This window comes from Sphingomonas azotifigens NBRC 15497 (assembly GCF_002091475.1).
Taxonomy (GTDB): Bacteria; Pseudomonadota; Alphaproteobacteria; order Sphingomonadales; family Sphingomonadaceae; genus Sphingomonas; species Sphingomonas azotifigens.
This window is the reverse complement of the sequence record NZ_BCTR01000007.1, coordinates 125,887-138,402: the sequence shown is the minus strand read 5'-3', so window position 1 is coordinate 138,402 and position 12,516 is coordinate 125,887. Positions and strand designations below refer to the sequence as shown.

Annotated in this window: 14 protein-coding genes; 10 read left to right on the top strand and 4 right to left on the bottom strand. The window is 65.6% G+C overall.

Features of this window, described 5'->3' with window-relative positions; all coding sequences use genetic code 11:
• Positions 1–6 precede the first annotated feature (6 nt).
• Both SAZ01S_RS04035 and SAZ01S_RS04030 read right to left on the bottom strand, forming a co-directional pair.
• On the bottom strand, positions 7–318 hold the full coding sequence (locus tag SAZ01S_RS04035; RefSeq protein ID WP_245824590.1) for a hypothetical protein: 312 nt from the start codon (positions 316–318) through the stop codon (positions 7–9).
• Between the two features lie 201 nt (positions 319–519).
• A complete protein-coding gene (locus SAZ01S_RS04030; protein ID WP_245824589.1) occupies positions 520–1,521 on the bottom strand; it encodes a class I SAM-dependent methyltransferase in 1,002 nt (333 codons plus the stop codon).
• A 155-nt stretch (positions 1,522–1,676) separates the two neighbouring features.
• Between SAZ01S_RS04030 and SAZ01S_RS04025 the strand changes: the two genes are divergently transcribed.
• The 10 genes from SAZ01S_RS04025 to rplL all read left to right on the top strand — a co-directional run bounded on the left by SAZ01S_RS04025 (position 1,677) and on the right by rplL (position 10,916).
• Complete coding sequence (locus tag SAZ01S_RS04025; protein WP_167693062.1) at positions 1,677–2,750, top strand: AI-2E family transporter; 1,074 nt, start codon at positions 1,677–1,679, stop codon at positions 2,748–2,750.
• A gap of 308 nt (positions 2,751–3,058) precedes the next feature.
• On the top strand, positions 3,059–3,490 hold the full coding sequence (rplK, locus tag SAZ01S_RS04020) for a 50S ribosomal protein L11 (protein WP_010545000.1): 432 nt from the start codon (positions 3,059–3,061) through the stop codon (positions 3,488–3,490).
• Between the two features lie 4 nt (positions 3,491–3,494).
• A complete protein-coding gene (rplA, locus tag SAZ01S_RS04015) occupies positions 3,495–4,187 on the top strand; it encodes a 50S ribosomal protein L1 (protein WP_084580294.1) in 693 nt (230 codons plus the stop codon).
• Positions 4,188–4,337: 150 nt separating this feature from the next.
• Complete coding sequence (locus SAZ01S_RS23935) at positions 4,338–4,502, top strand: hypothetical protein (protein WP_167693061.1); 165 nt, start codon at positions 4,338–4,340, stop codon at positions 4,500–4,502.
• 203 nt (positions 4,503–4,705) lie between these two features.
• Positions 4,706–7,342, top strand: coding sequence for a TonB-dependent receptor (locus SAZ01S_RS04010; RefSeq protein WP_084580292.1), 2,637 nt, complete (start codon positions 4,706–4,708; stop codon positions 7,340–7,342).
• A gap of 444 nt (positions 7,343–7,786) precedes the next feature.
• Positions 7,787–8,332: a helix-turn-helix domain-containing protein gene (locus SAZ01S_RS04005; protein ID WP_084580290.1), complete on the top strand. Its 546-nt coding sequence runs from the start codon at positions 7,787–7,789 to the stop codon at positions 8,330–8,332.
• Positions 8,333–8,395: 63 nt separating this feature from the next.
• The gene (locus SAZ01S_RS04000) at positions 8,396–8,722 is read left to right on the top strand and encodes a hypothetical protein (RefSeq protein ID WP_084580288.1); all 327 of its coding nucleotides are present in this window, start codon (positions 8,396–8,398) and stop codon (positions 8,720–8,722) included.
• A gap of 305 nt (positions 8,723–9,027) precedes the next feature.
• Complete coding sequence (locus SAZ01S_RS03995; protein ID WP_245824587.1) at positions 9,028–9,591, top strand: winged helix DNA-binding protein; 564 nt, start codon at positions 9,028–9,030, stop codon at positions 9,589–9,591.
• A gap of 371 nt (positions 9,592–9,962) precedes the next feature.
• Positions 9,963–10,478, top strand: coding sequence for a 50S ribosomal protein L10 (gene rplJ, locus SAZ01S_RS03990; protein WP_084580404.1), 516 nt, complete (start codon positions 9,963–9,965; stop codon positions 10,476–10,478).
• A 60-nt stretch (positions 10,479–10,538) separates the two neighbouring features.
• Entirely contained in the window at positions 10,539–10,916 is a 378-nt protein-coding gene (gene rplL / locus SAZ01S_RS03985; protein ID WP_084580284.1) for a 50S ribosomal protein L7/L12, read from the top strand.
• Positions 10,917–11,156: 240 nt separating this feature from the next.
• Here the strand turns inward: rplL and SAZ01S_RS03980 are convergent, their stop codons facing one another.
• Positions 11,157–11,678 (bottom strand): hypothetical protein, encoded by a 522-nt coding sequence (locus tag SAZ01S_RS03980; RefSeq protein ID WP_084580282.1) that lies wholly within the window; start codon positions 11,676–11,678, stop codon positions 11,157–11,159.
• A 121-nt stretch (positions 11,679–11,799) separates the two neighbouring features.
• Positions 11,800–12,360, bottom strand: coding sequence for a hypothetical protein (locus SAZ01S_RS03975; RefSeq protein WP_084580280.1), 561 nt, complete (start codon positions 12,358–12,360; stop codon positions 11,800–11,802).
• Between the last annotated feature and the right edge of the window lie 156 nt (positions 12,361–12,516).

Here is a 12,516-nt window from a genome sequence, read left to right as displayed (position 1 = left end):
GGGGGGTTAGCGCGCGGTGATGTTGCCCTTGTAGTCGAGCGTCACGGTCACCTGCTTGCCGTTCTTGGTCGCCATGCCCTGCCAGGCACCGTTCGGCGTGCCCTTCAGGCCGGTGACATTGGTATAGCCCGCCTTGGCGAGACGGCCCTTGGCCTGGTCTTCGGTGAAGGAGCTGTGGCCCTTGGCGGGGGTCGCGACGTGGTGCGCGGTGCCGTCCTTCACCACCGGGTTGTGCGAGCCCGACTGGCCGCTGCTCTGCGCGGCGGCGCCGGTCGTCGCCAGCGCGGCGACGGCGGCGGCGATGATGATCCGTTTCATGCCCATTCCTCTCAAACGATGGTCCGCCCGCAGCACAGCAATGCACCGACTGCGCGGACTTTGCTCAAACCGTTGAAGGACTTATTTGGTTCAGTGGGCTGCGACGAAGCCGATCGAAGGCCTGTGGGCGCCCGAAGCGCGCGGGAACTGGTATCGATCCAAAGCCAGAAAACCGCCCGCCCTATCATACTCACCGCACCGTCATGCCGCCTTTCGAAGGATCAAGCCGAAGGAGGTGCAGGCGAAGCCGTCGATCGACAGCTTCAGATGGCGCTCATCGCCGAGGCGGCGCCGTTCCGGCTCGGACATGTCGTGGAGCCAGGGCGGAAGATCGATGAACCTGTCCATCGGCTGGTTGCCGAAGTCGAACGCCATCGGCGCCACCTGGACGCCCGCAGCGGCCATGCGCGCCGCGAACGCTTCGAGATGCTTGCGCTGGAACAATACCGTGCCCCAATTGTCGATGGTGGGCCCCTCCGCGTCGACGTTCAGTTCGAGCGTGTGCACCGCCGTGCCGCCGGGCCGCAGCGTGGCGAGCGAACGCTCGATGAAGCGCAGCCCTGCCTCGATGCTGCCGAGATGCTCCAGCGCGCAGATCGACCAGCAGAAGTCATAGCCCTGCAGGCGATCGGGCACGGCATTCATGTCGACGGTGTCGACCGTGACGAAGCGATCGAACCGTTCGCGATCGACGAGATGCGGCAGGAACGGCGCTGCCGCCGAGCCGAGATGCTGGCCGCTTTCGATCCAGCCCCCCGCCGCCGCCGCCTCGCCGGCTGCGTCGGTGGCCGTCACGAACAGGCCCTGCGCAGCGAGATAGCTCGGGATCGGTTCCGCGCCGCAGCCAAAGCCCAGCCCACGCGCACCGTCCCTCAGGTGGCCATGCTCGAACAAAGCCTGCAGCACATAGGCCAGTTCCCAGAGCTTGCGATGGTAGAGCACCGGCGCCTTGAGTTCCGCCGCCCAGTGCGCAAGCCAGTCGCTTTCAATGTCGGCCTGGGTGCAGGGCTTGCACCCGAGCCCGATGACATGGGCTTGCGTGTCCGTCCGCGGCGGCAGCGCGGCCGCCATGCGGTGCGCCAGTTCATAGCCGAACGCCTTGACGTTCAACTCCAGAATCCGGACCTCTCTGACGATTTTGTTGAGCGCATTGAGGTTCGGCCGCGAATCCGCGGTCACCAGCGCGAGCAGGCGCTTCAGCACGCGCCTCTCGATTTTCTCTCGTATCGACAATGGCTACCCCCTTTCTTCTGGACAGTTCGGAGGCCCTGGATTGGCAAAACCGTGCAGTCCGACGGCAGCCCCCTTGCCTGGTGCGGGCGCGCGCGCCAGTGTCTGCGCCAAACCGGGGACCCCGCATGCCACACACCACCAAAGCCCAGACCCGCGCCCGCGTGGTGCTCGCCGGCGTCATCGCCGCCGCCGCCTTGTGGATCGGCATGGCCTTCGTGCCGGCGATCCTCTGGGCGGGCGTGCTCGCGATCGGAGTCGAGCCGCTGCGCAGCCGCCTGGCGGCGCGGCTGCCCCGCCCCGCGCTGGTCGCCGCGCTGCTCACCCTTGCCGTGCTGCTCGTCGTGCTGACCCCGCTGTCGATCGCGATCAGCCAGGCGGTGGTCGAGGCGCAAGCGGTCACCGCCTGGATCGCCGATGCCCGCGCACACGGCGTACCGGTCCCCGACTGGGTCGCCCGCCTGCCCTGGGGATCGAGCGAAGTCACCGCCTGGTGGACGCTCCACCTCGCCACGCCCGAAGCCGCCGCTGCCGAGTTCGGCCGGCTCGACCATTCGCTGTGGCGGACGCATTCGGGCGCGCTCACCCACACGCTGGTCCGCCGCGTCGTGGTGTTCGCGTTCACGCTGGTCGTGCTGTTCTTCCTGCTGCGCGACCGCGACACCATCGTCCGCCAGCTCGAGCGCGGCGCCACCCGCGCGTTCGGCGATGCGGGCGACCGGCTGGGCCGTCAGATCTTCGCGGCGGTGCGCGGCGCGGTCGACGGGATGGTGCTGCTCGGGCTGGCGCAGGGCATCCTGATGTCGATCCTGTTCCTGGCCGGCGGCGTGCCGCACCCGATCCTGCTCGGCCTGTTCTCGGGCTTTGCCTCGATCATCCCGTTCGGGCTCGCGGTGGTGCTGGTGCTCGCGCTGCTGCTCCTGCTCGCCAAGGGTGCGGTGATGGCGGCGATCGTCGTCGGGGTAATCGGCTATGCGCTCAACTTCGTGATCGACCATTTCCTGCGGCCGACCCTGATCGGCGGCACGACCCGCCTGCCCTTTGTCTGGGTGCTGATCGGCATCCTGGGCGGCGTGGAGACGATCGGCCTGCTCGGCTTGTTCGTCGGCCCCGCGGTGATGGCAGCGCTGGTCCTGCTGTGGCGCGAATGGGTGGCCGAGGGCGATATCGGCGGCAGCGAGGCGGGGCACACGGCGCCGTGACCAAATCCTCCCCTGCGCATGCAGGGGAGGGGGACCGCGCCGCGCCCGCGGCGGGGTGGAGGGGCCGCCGCGCCAGCGGCGGTGTCCCGCGCGCCACCCGAAACCCGCGCCTGGCGGCGCGGCCCCTCCACCACCGCCTGCGGCGGCGGTCCCCCTCCCCGCGCTGCGCCCGGGGAGGAATTTGCGCCCCCCTTGCCCCCGCCCCCCGTTTCCGCTAAGGGCGCCGGCTTCCAACGCATTCGTGGTGGAACCATGCGGGAGGCGGCCTCTGGCCGTCGCTTGTACCGCTCGACTTGAAAGAGAGTGACATGGCTAAGAAGATTACCGGCTATATCAAGCTGCAGGTGGCTGCCGGCGCCGCAAACCCCTCGCCGCCGATCGGCCCTGCTCTGGGTCAGCGCGGCGTGAACATCATGGAATTCTGCAAGGCGTTCAACGCCGCGACCGGCGACGTCGAGAAGGGCACGCCCCTCCCCACCGTCATCACCGTCTATGCGGACCGTTCCTTCTCGTTCGAGACCAAGACCCCGCCGGCGACCTATCTGCTGAAGAAGGCCGTCAACCTGAAGTCGGGCTCGAAGGAGCCGGGCAAGGTCGTGGCAGGCAAGATCAAGCGTTCGCAGCTGTCGGAAATCGCCCAGGTCAAGATGAAGGACCTGAACGCGAACGACATCGACGCCGCGACGAAGATCATCGAAGGTTCGGCCCGCGCGATGGGCCTCGAAGTGGTGGAGGGCTGATTCCATGGCAAAGCTGACCAAGAAGCAGAAGACCTGGAGCGTCGACCCCATCAAGCTGCACGGCGTCGATGAAGCGATCGCGCTGGTGAAGCAGTATGCGACCGCCAAGTTCGACGAGTCGATCGAAGTCGCGCTGAACCTCGGCGTCGATCCGCGCCACGCCGACCAGATGGTCCGCGGCGTCGTGACGCTGCCGGCCGGCACCGGCAAGGACGTTCGCGTCGGCGTGTTCGCCCGCGGCGCCAAGGCCGAGGAAGCCAAGGCCGCCGGTGCCGACGTCGTCGGCGCGGAAGACCTGATGGAAGCCATCCAGGGCGGCACGATCGATTTCGATCGCTGCATCGCGACCCCGGACATGATGGGCCTGGTCGGCCGTCTCGGCAAGGTGCTGGGCCCCAAGGGCCTGATGCCGAACCCGAAGCTCGGCACTGTGACCCTGAACGTCGCTGAGGCCGTCAAGGCCGCCAAGGGCGGTCAGGTGGAATACCGCGTCGAAAAGGCCGGCATCATCCACTCGGGCATCGGCAAGGTGAGCTTCTCGAACGAAGACCTGCGCCGCAACTTCGACGCGCTGGTCGACGCGGTCGTCAAGGCCAAGCCGGCGGGCGCCAAGGGCAAGTACCTCAAGAAGGTCGCGCTGTCCTCGTCGATGGGCCCGGGCGTGAAGGTGGACACGGCGGAAGTCGCCACCGTCTAAGCCGCACGGCAACCAGACAAACGGAAAGGGCCGGGGAGCGATCCCCGGCCCTTTTTGTTTGCGCGCTTGCCGCCGATCGTCGCCCATGGCTTCCGCGCGGCAACCAGATACGCTATAATGGCGCAGCGATCTCGCCCAGGAGAGGCTTGGATGCACGACCTTCCAGACGCCCGCACGCTGCGTCGCCGCCGCACGCTGGTCCTGTTCGTGGCACTCGGCGCCCTCCTGCTTGGCGCCGCCGATCCACTGGCGTCGCTGCACCAGGATCTGCGCGACTTCCAGCGCGGCTTCGCCGACGGGCTCGCCGGCCGCTAAGCCAGGTCTCGCCTCAGCGCGGAAGGACTCCGACCCGTGCGTCAAATTACAAACGATTTCATAGGCGCTCGCGGAACGTCATGTAATCGAAACAAACACCGCTGCAAGTTTCACGGAATTGCAATCAATTTTACGCGATGCCGTTTCGACTCCTCGTTAGGGGCGCTCCCGAAAGACCAATAAGGGTCCAGGGAGATTCCAACATGATACCCCCGTTTGCGCTGCTCCGCGCATCCTCGGCACTCGCCCTCGCGCTGGCGGCGCTTGCGCCGGCCTATGCCCAGACCACCCCGCCGCAGGACGGCACCGAAGCCGGCGGCGAGGAAATCGTCGTCCATGGCAGCTATGCCCGCAGCCTCGGCGCGGCGAACGATGCCAAGCGCCATGCCGAATATGGCCTCGATTCGATCAGCGCGACCGACATCGGCAAGTTCCCCACCCAGAACGTGGCGGAAGCGCTACAGCTCGTCACCGGCGTCGCGATCACCCGTCCGCGCGGTGAAGGCCTGTACGTCTCGGTGCGCGGTCTCGGGCCGCAATTCCAGAGCACATTGCTCAACGGCCGTCCGATCGCGCTCAACGACCTGATCGAGAATGGCGGCGCCAACGGCCGCCAGTTCCGTTTCGAGATGCTGCCCGCCGAGTTCGTGTCGAACATCGACGTGGTGAAGACCCCCACCTCGGACATGACCGAGGGCGCGCTGGGCGGCAATATCGACGTGCACACCTTCCGCCCGTTCGAGGTCGGCAACAAGGTCACCGCCAATCTGCGCGGCACCTATACGACCCAGACCGAGAAGGTGAAGCCCAACGCCACGCTGATCGGCAGCCATACCTTCGGCGACACCTTCGGCATCCTCGTCGGCGCGCAATATTGGGGCAAGGCGGTCCGCAACGACCGCTTCATGAATTTCGGCTGGAACAAGGACAAGTATCTCAAGGACGCGCAGGGCGCCCTCCCCTCGGGCCTCTACACCCCCACCCGGACCCGTCCGACCGTCGAGACCGAGGATCGCAAGCGGATCTCGGGCATGGTCTCGGCCCAGTGGCGCCCGACCCCCGAGCTCGAGACCACGCTCGACGTGCTCGCGACGCGGCTCGACGTCGCCTATGACGAGTTCGGCATGGACATCTATCCGGACGATCCCGGCACGGTGATCCAGCCCGGCTACACGGTCAGCGGCAATACCGTCACCGGCGCGACGATCAACAATGTCCGCTTCATGGCGAGCCGCGAATACAGCCTCAACCGCCACGACCTGCTGACCATCGGCCTGAAGCAGACCTGGAACCATGAGCGCTTCCACGTCACCGCCAACCTCAACTGGTCGTCGGCGCACAGCTTCCACCCGAGCAACGCCGAAGGCACGGTGCGCAGCCGCGCCTATCTGATCGCGCCGCTCACCTACAATGCGTCTGGCGGCTACAAGACCCTGCCGACGCTGACGACCCCGGTCGACCTCACCAACCCGGCGAATTATTCGCTCTACACCTTCAACATCGCGCCGAAGAACAGCAAGGACTGGGACAAGTTCGCCCGCCTCGATGGCGTGTACGACGTTGGCGGCTTCCTCCGCCGGGTCGCCGTCGGTGCCGAATATCACTGGCGCAAGCGCGACTATTGGCGCCGCGACTATAACGTCACCCAGCCCGCCGGGGCACCGCCGGCGCCGCTCAGCTCGCTGGGAGCAGGTGCCTATGAGCAGCTGCCCTTCGACGACTTCCTGTCGGGCGTGAGCGGCAACATCCCGCGCAACTTCCTGGTGCCGGTCACCTCGGCCTATTACAACGCGCTGTTCAACGACACGCTCGCCAACGCGCCGCTCACCACCGGCGACAAGGCCTCGCTGTTCAAGACGACCGAGAAGACCGCCTCGGCCTATGCCCGGCTCGACTACGGCACCGCGCTCGGCGATGTTCCCGTCACCGGCAATGTCGGCATTCGCTATGTCCATACCGACCAGAACGCCACCGGCTATCTGCGCGTCGGCGCCGACGCCAAGCCGGTTGCCTATCCGAAGACGTTCAACGACTGGCTGCCGAGCTTCAACCTCAAGGCCGAGCTGACCAGGACGCTGATCGCCCGCTTTGCCGCGAGCCGGGTGCTCACCCGTCCGAACGTGACCGACAGCGCACCGCGCATTACCGTCTCCACCGACGCGCCGACCGCGAGCGGCGGCAACCCGGAACTGCTGCCCTTCCTCGCCACCCAGTTCGACGGCGGCCTGGAATGGTATTTCAACCCCAAGGGCGCACTCACCGGTGCGGTGTTCTACAAGGCGATGGACAATTACATCACCGCGCAGAACGTCAATATCGACATCCCGGGCCGCGGCACCGTGCTGCTCTCGACCCAGGTCAATGGCGGCAATGCCAAGGTGTACGGCGTCGAGGCGGGCTACAACCAGGTGTTCACCTTCCTGCCCGCACCGTTCGACGGGCTGGGCATGCAGGCGAGCTACACCCACACCTCGGTGAAGGCGAACTACACCGCCGGCGCGCGGCCGATCGTCGACCAGCTGATCGGCCTGTCGAAGAACAGCTTCAATCTCGTCGGTTTCTACGAGAAGGGCCCGATCTCGACCCGTCTCTCCTATGTGTGGCGCGGCCGCTACCTGTCCGGCACCGGCAGCACCACCCAGGCGCCGACCTACACCGCGGCGTTCGGCACGCTCGACGGCAGCATCGGCTACAAGCTGCTGCCGAACGTCCAGCTCAGCGTCGAGGCGATCAACCTCTCGGGCGCCAAGCTCTACACCTATAACGACGATCCCAACCGCTTCGGCGAGATCAACTATTACGGCCGCACCTTCCTGTTCGGGGTGCGCGCGGAGTTCTGATCGGATCCGCCGCCATGGGCAAACGGAAAGGGCCGGGAGCGATCCCGGCCCTTTTTGCGTGCCGGTCCTCGTAGCGTGCCGGCGATGCCGCGCATGCCAAGGCCGTTCCGCGGGGGAGCGGCTTCGACGCCAAAGCCACGAAGCGGACTGAATCAATATCGGATACTGTATTACCCATCGGGGCAGGATAGTCACGAAAGCTCAGCTTTCGGGCTGGCGCGAACCAAATAATTACTCTTTGCAGCTCCGGGATCTACCTGGCCTTCGCCGTGGATCTTTGCCTTACACGCGCGAACGGCGTGCAAACCTTGTCAGAAATCGCCTTGATCTATCCGACCGCAAACCCGTTTGCGCGCCAGCATGGTTTATATTGGGACTGCCGCCGCCCCTGACGATTAGGAACTTAGGCGTAACCCTACTTTCCTCCATATTGGATCAGCGCGCATGGTGCAGCGCCACAAGGCTGAGTCGGGGGAAATGCGTATGGGCTCCGTTGCACGAGGGTCGGAAGAGGAAAAACCCCTCTCCGCCAGGGACAAGCTTACTGAGCGCCAGCTCGAGTGCCTCGAATGGGTTCACCGAGGCTTTGAAACGAAGGAGATCGCACGCGAGCTCGGACTGTCACCGCAAACTATTGATATGCATATCAAGAATGCCATCCAGCGATTGGATGCATCGAACCGCCGCGCGGCTGCGCGGATGGTGCACGGCCCGTCTGCCCCCCACCAATCGTCGGTGCACCATCCAATGGGTATGTCGCCCATCCTGCATTCCTCCAATGTCGAGGCGTCGACAGCGTTGGCAGATCCGCCGCGCGCTTCCTTCCTTGAGGTCGTCGGCCGGCCCTTCCCTACGGAGGAAGCGCCGATGAACGACCTCAGCACCGGGCAGCGCCTGTTCTGGATCGTCGCCATCGCGGTCGGCGTGCTGGTTGGGTTTGGTGCGCTTATCAGCAGCCTGGAGTCCCTCGGGCGACTTCTGCACCGGTGAACGATCATGGGGAGCCGACCGCTCCCGGAAAGGCTAACAATGCGCTCTGTTCGTTTGGAAGTGATGAAAGACGTGGTTCGCGATCTTCACGATGCCGAACTGGCCTGCGACCATGCCATCGCGGCGATCGCCACCTTCACCGCCCGCTTGCCCAAGGCCCGGGTGCGGGCCAAGGTCGCCGCAATGGTCGGCCAAGGGGCGATCGACAATGCGCTCGCCGCGTCCAGCCTGATGGGCCAGGTCCGCGCGCGCCTGGTGGAAAGCCACAACCAGCTCAACGACGTGCGGGCCCAGCTTGGCCTCGCGACGGTTGCCGCCGGCGGCGGATACGAAAAGCCGCTCGAGCTGGTGATGCCGACATCGGCGGCAAACGAAGACATTGCCGCCTGAGCGTAGTAAGCCGGGGCGTCCAACCAACTCCCCGGCCCTACCATGATCCTTCAGAAGCTCTTGCCCTTCGTCTACTGGAGTGTCGCGACAGGCAGCACGATCATCGCGTTCTCGCGCGGTGGTAGAGATGAGCAGGCGGGATCGTCCGCCCTGCTCATGGCGTCGCTCGCGTCTGCGATCGCGGTATGGACGGTGCCTGTGATGGAACGCCTGACGTTCATCCAGACGTCGATCTTCGCGATCGATGCTGCGCTCCTCCTGTGGTTCGTTTGGCTGGCGCTTCGATCCAAGAGGTTTTGGCCGTTATGGGCGTCCGCTTTCAGCTTGATCGTGTTCGCGACCCACGTGGCGCACTTTGCGACGCCGAGCATCCTTCCGAGGGCCTATGTGCTTGCGCAAGGGTTCTGGGCATATCCGACCTGGCTGGCGATCCTGATTGGAACGGCGCACCACTGGCGATCGCGAACATCCGGGCTGCGCTGAGCGATATCAACGCGGAACTGAATCACCTCTCCGGGGGCGCCGCCGCCGGGCCGCCCGCGGGCAGCGCACCGGCGACGCCCGCCGAGCGCGCCGCGGCGGAGGTCAAGCACCGCAAGGCACAGCTACAGGCCTTCGGGCGGCGCCTGGTGGCAAACCCCGCCTGGGACATGCTCATCGATCTGTTCATCGCGCAGGAAGCGGGCACACCGATTTCGGTGTCCAGCCTGTGCTACGCGGCGAACGTGCCCAGCACGACGGCGCTGCGATGGATCAAGATGCTGGAGACGGCCGGCCTGATCTCGCGCACGAGCGATCCCAGCGACGCACGCCGCGTCCATCTGGCGTTGACGCCGGAGGGCACCGCGCGCGTGACGCGCTGCCTGTAGCAAGCCGGGCGGCGGCGCCTGCACGGCAGACATGAGAGCCCCGCGCCGCCTCGCCACTCTTGACTCTGCCCCCGAATCCGCTATTGCGCCCGCTCCTTCCCAGGAAGGAATCCGTCCGAGACAGCGAGGGGCCGGGATTTGCCGGCCTTGAAAAACTCGCCTAGACGGGGACAGAATTTTCCGGCGGCTTCCCCGGCCTCGCGCATCTGCGCAGCTGGGTGCAAGCGTTCCGGGTCACGCCCCAGGGATTGCTCCCCGGCCTCGTGACGATCCTTCCCCTCGGACATTACCGCTGGCCTGCGTTCGCGCGCGGGCCGTTAACCGGGGCCGCCTCCGTTCGCGGGAGCAGCCTCATGTATGAGGAGACCGGCATGGATCGTTCCCAGAAGGCCGACGCCGTTGCCGAGCTGAATCGCACCTTCAACGAGGTTGGCGTGGTGGTTGTCACCCGCAATCTCGGCATGACCGTCAAGCAGTCGACGGACCTGCGCAACAAGATGCGTGCAGCCGGCGCGACCTATAAGGTCTCGAAGAACAAGCTCGCCAAGATTGCCACCCAGGGCACCGATTATGCGGTGCTCGCGGACCTGCTGACGGGTCCGACGGCACTGTCCACCTCCATCGATCCCGTGGCTGCGGCCAAGGTGGTCGCGGAGTTCGCCAAGACGAACGACAAGCTCGAAATCGTCGGCGGCGCGATGGGCAATGTGCTGCTGGATGCGGCTGGCGTGCAGGCACTCGCCTCGCTGCCGTCGCTGGACGAGCTGCGCGGCAAGCTCGTGGGGCTCATCGCAGCGCCCGCGACCAAGCTCGCAACCATCACCCAGGCACCGGCGGCGCAGATCGCCCGCGTGCTTGCGGCGTACAGCGAAAAGCAGGCTGCCTGAGCTTCGGCTTCAAGCGACCTTTATTCTATCCCGAAACTTTTGAACTGATTGGAGTTTACCATGGCTGACCTCAACGCAATCGTCGACCAGCTTTCCGCGCTGACCGTTCTCGAAGCCGCCGAGCTCTCGAAGCTGCTCGAAGAGAAGTGGGGCGTTTCGGCCGCCGCTGCCGTCGCCGTTGCCGGCCCGGCCGCTGGTGGCGCCGCTGCCCCGGCTGCTGAAGAGCAGACCGAGTTCGACGTGATCCTCACCGGCGACGGTGGCAAGAAGATCAACGTCATTAAGGAAGTCCGCGCGATCACCTCGCTCGGCCTGACCGAAGCCAAGGCGCTCGTCGAAGGCGCGCCGAAGCCGGTCAAGGAAGGCGTGTCGAAGGACGAAGCCGAGAAGATCAAGAAGCAGCTTGAAGAAGCCGGCGCGACCGTCGAAATCAAGTAAGTGCTTCTTGGCCTCACGGAAGGCCTCGAAACAGAAAGGAGGCGGCCCGGCGACGGGTCGCCTCTTTTTTTGTGCTGACGTCGGAAGCCGGGATCCATGGGCCTTTCGGTCTCAACCAACGTCGATATCGAGACCGCAATGGATCCCGGCTTTCGCCGGGGTGACGATTGCAGAGAGCAGCGATAGGTACATGCCTGCGCCACGTGCAGCGCCGCCGTTACGTCGGCGCCGCGCACGAGGTCAGGCGCTGGTCCGGTTGCTGTTGCGCACCTCGGCGCGGATACGCGCGGTGCGGGCACGTTCGATCCGCTCGATCCGCTCGCGTTCGATGCGATCCTGTTCGGCTTGCGCGAATTCTTCGCGTTCGCGGTCCTCGCGTGCCATGCGTTCGGCGATGCGCAGCCGGATCGCTTGCAGTTCGGGCGAGACTTCGTCGCTGGCGAGCCGTTCGCGCAGCGTATCCTGGCGGCGCAGCGCCTCCGCGGCCGCGATACGATCGGACCAGTGGCGCGGCCGCTCCGGCTTCTTGGCGCGTTGGCGCCAGCGCGCCAGCGCGATCCGGTAGGAACGGAACATCCGTGCGGCATGGAGACCGGTCATCACCGCTGCCAGCACCGCCACCGTGATATAGGCGCCGGCATGCGGCTGCGGCGCATGGAGCACCATCAGCACCATCAGATAGCTGAGCAGCGTCATCATGCCGCAATAGGCGCCGAATTCAAGCGCGACCAACAAGTACCGACGAACGGATTCGGGCTTCATCAACGCAATCCCCACCGGCGACCGACCGAGGGCGCGGGATCGCGCCGGCGCCACTCTTCGCGCCTGCATCATGAAGCAAGTCCGTTAACGAATCCCAACTGACGCGAAAGGATTTGCGGGATCAGCGGAAGATCGGCGGACGCGCCGCCTCCTCCGCGGCCTCATCTGCGTCTTCGCGACGCATCCGCTCGGCGATCCGCTCGCGGATCGCTTCGAGCGACATGTTGGGATCGATCGCGAACGCATCTTCGACCTGGTCCGCCGGATCGACGCCAAGTGCGGCGCACCGCTTCCGATAGGCCTGCTCGACCGCTTCCAGCTGGTCGAGCAGCTTCACCCGCTCCGGATCGCCGCCCCGCGCCTCGAGCCGCTCGGCGGCGATGCGCTCCGACCAGCGCAGCTTCCGGCCCGCTTCGACGGCCTCGTGGATCAGTTCGGGCGACAGTGCCTCCAACGCCCTCAGCCGGCGCATCGCCTTGCGATACCGGCGGAACATGCGCCACGCATAGAGGCCGGTGAAGATCGCCATGCCGATGCAGGTATTGATGTACCAGCGCGAATTTGCCTGCGGCGCATAATTGACCAGAACATACATCGAGGCGCCCAGCACCGTCATAAAGACGAAATAGCCGAAGAACTCGAGCGCATCCTTGAGATAGCGACGAATGATTGCGACTCGCATGCCCTGCTCCCCGAAGCGCGCCGGGGCCGCAGACGCAGCGGCCAGGGCACGTTCGTTCTCGACCTGGACTCAACCTCAACGAGCTTAATAATATACGCAGTGGGAAAGGTTAAAAGCTACGGAATGATACCTATGTAATACCTATTTTGCGAGAAG

What these genes read in the sequence shown, in the direction of transcription:
- SAZ01S_RS04035 (WP_245824590.1), bottom strand. Translation starts at nt 318, where the DNA reads ATGAAACGGATCATCATCGCCGCCGCCGTCGCCGCGCTGGCGACGACC.
- SAZ01S_RS04025 (WP_167693062.1), top strand. Translation starts at nt 1,677, where the DNA reads ATGCCACACACCACCAAAGCCCAGACCCGCGCCCGCGTGGTGCTCGCC.
- rplK (WP_010545000.1), top strand. Translation starts at nt 3,059, where the DNA reads ATGGCTAAGAAGATTACCGGCTATATCAAGCTGCAGGTGGCTGCCGGC.
- rplA (WP_084580294.1), top strand. Translation starts at nt 3,495, where the DNA reads ATGGCAAAGCTGACCAAGAAGCAGAAGACCTGGAGCGTCGACCCCATC.
- SAZ01S_RS23935 (WP_167693061.1), top strand. Translation starts at nt 4,338, where the DNA reads ATGCACGACCTTCCAGACGCCCGCACGCTGCGTCGCCGCCGCACGCTG.
- SAZ01S_RS04010 (WP_084580292.1), top strand. Translation starts at nt 4,706, where the DNA reads ATGATACCCCCGTTTGCGCTGCTCCGCGCATCCTCGGCACTCGCCCTC.
- SAZ01S_RS04005 (WP_084580290.1), top strand. Translation starts at nt 7,787, where the DNA reads ATGGTGCAGCGCCACAAGGCTGAGTCGGGGGAAATGCGTATGGGCTCC.
- SAZ01S_RS04000 (WP_084580288.1), top strand. Translation starts at nt 8,396, where the DNA reads ATGAAAGACGTGGTTCGCGATCTTCACGATGCCGAACTGGCCTGCGAC.
- SAZ01S_RS03995 (WP_245824587.1), top strand. Translation starts at nt 9,028, where the DNA reads ATGGGCGTCCGCTTTCAGCTTGATCGTGTTCGCGACCCACGTGGCGCA.
- rplJ (WP_084580404.1), top strand. Translation starts at nt 9,963, where the DNA reads ATGGATCGTTCCCAGAAGGCCGACGCCGTTGCCGAGCTGAATCGCACC.
- rplL (WP_084580284.1), top strand. Translation starts at nt 10,539, where the DNA reads ATGGCTGACCTCAACGCAATCGTCGACCAGCTTTCCGCGCTGACCGTT.
- SAZ01S_RS03980 (WP_084580282.1), bottom strand. Translation starts at nt 11,678, where the DNA reads ATGAAGCCCGAATCCGTTCGTCGGTACTTGTTGGTCGCGCTTGAATTC.
- SAZ01S_RS03975 (WP_084580280.1), bottom strand. Translation starts at nt 12,360, where the DNA reads ATGCGAGTCGCAATCATTCGTCGCTATCTCAAGGATGCGCTCGAGTTC.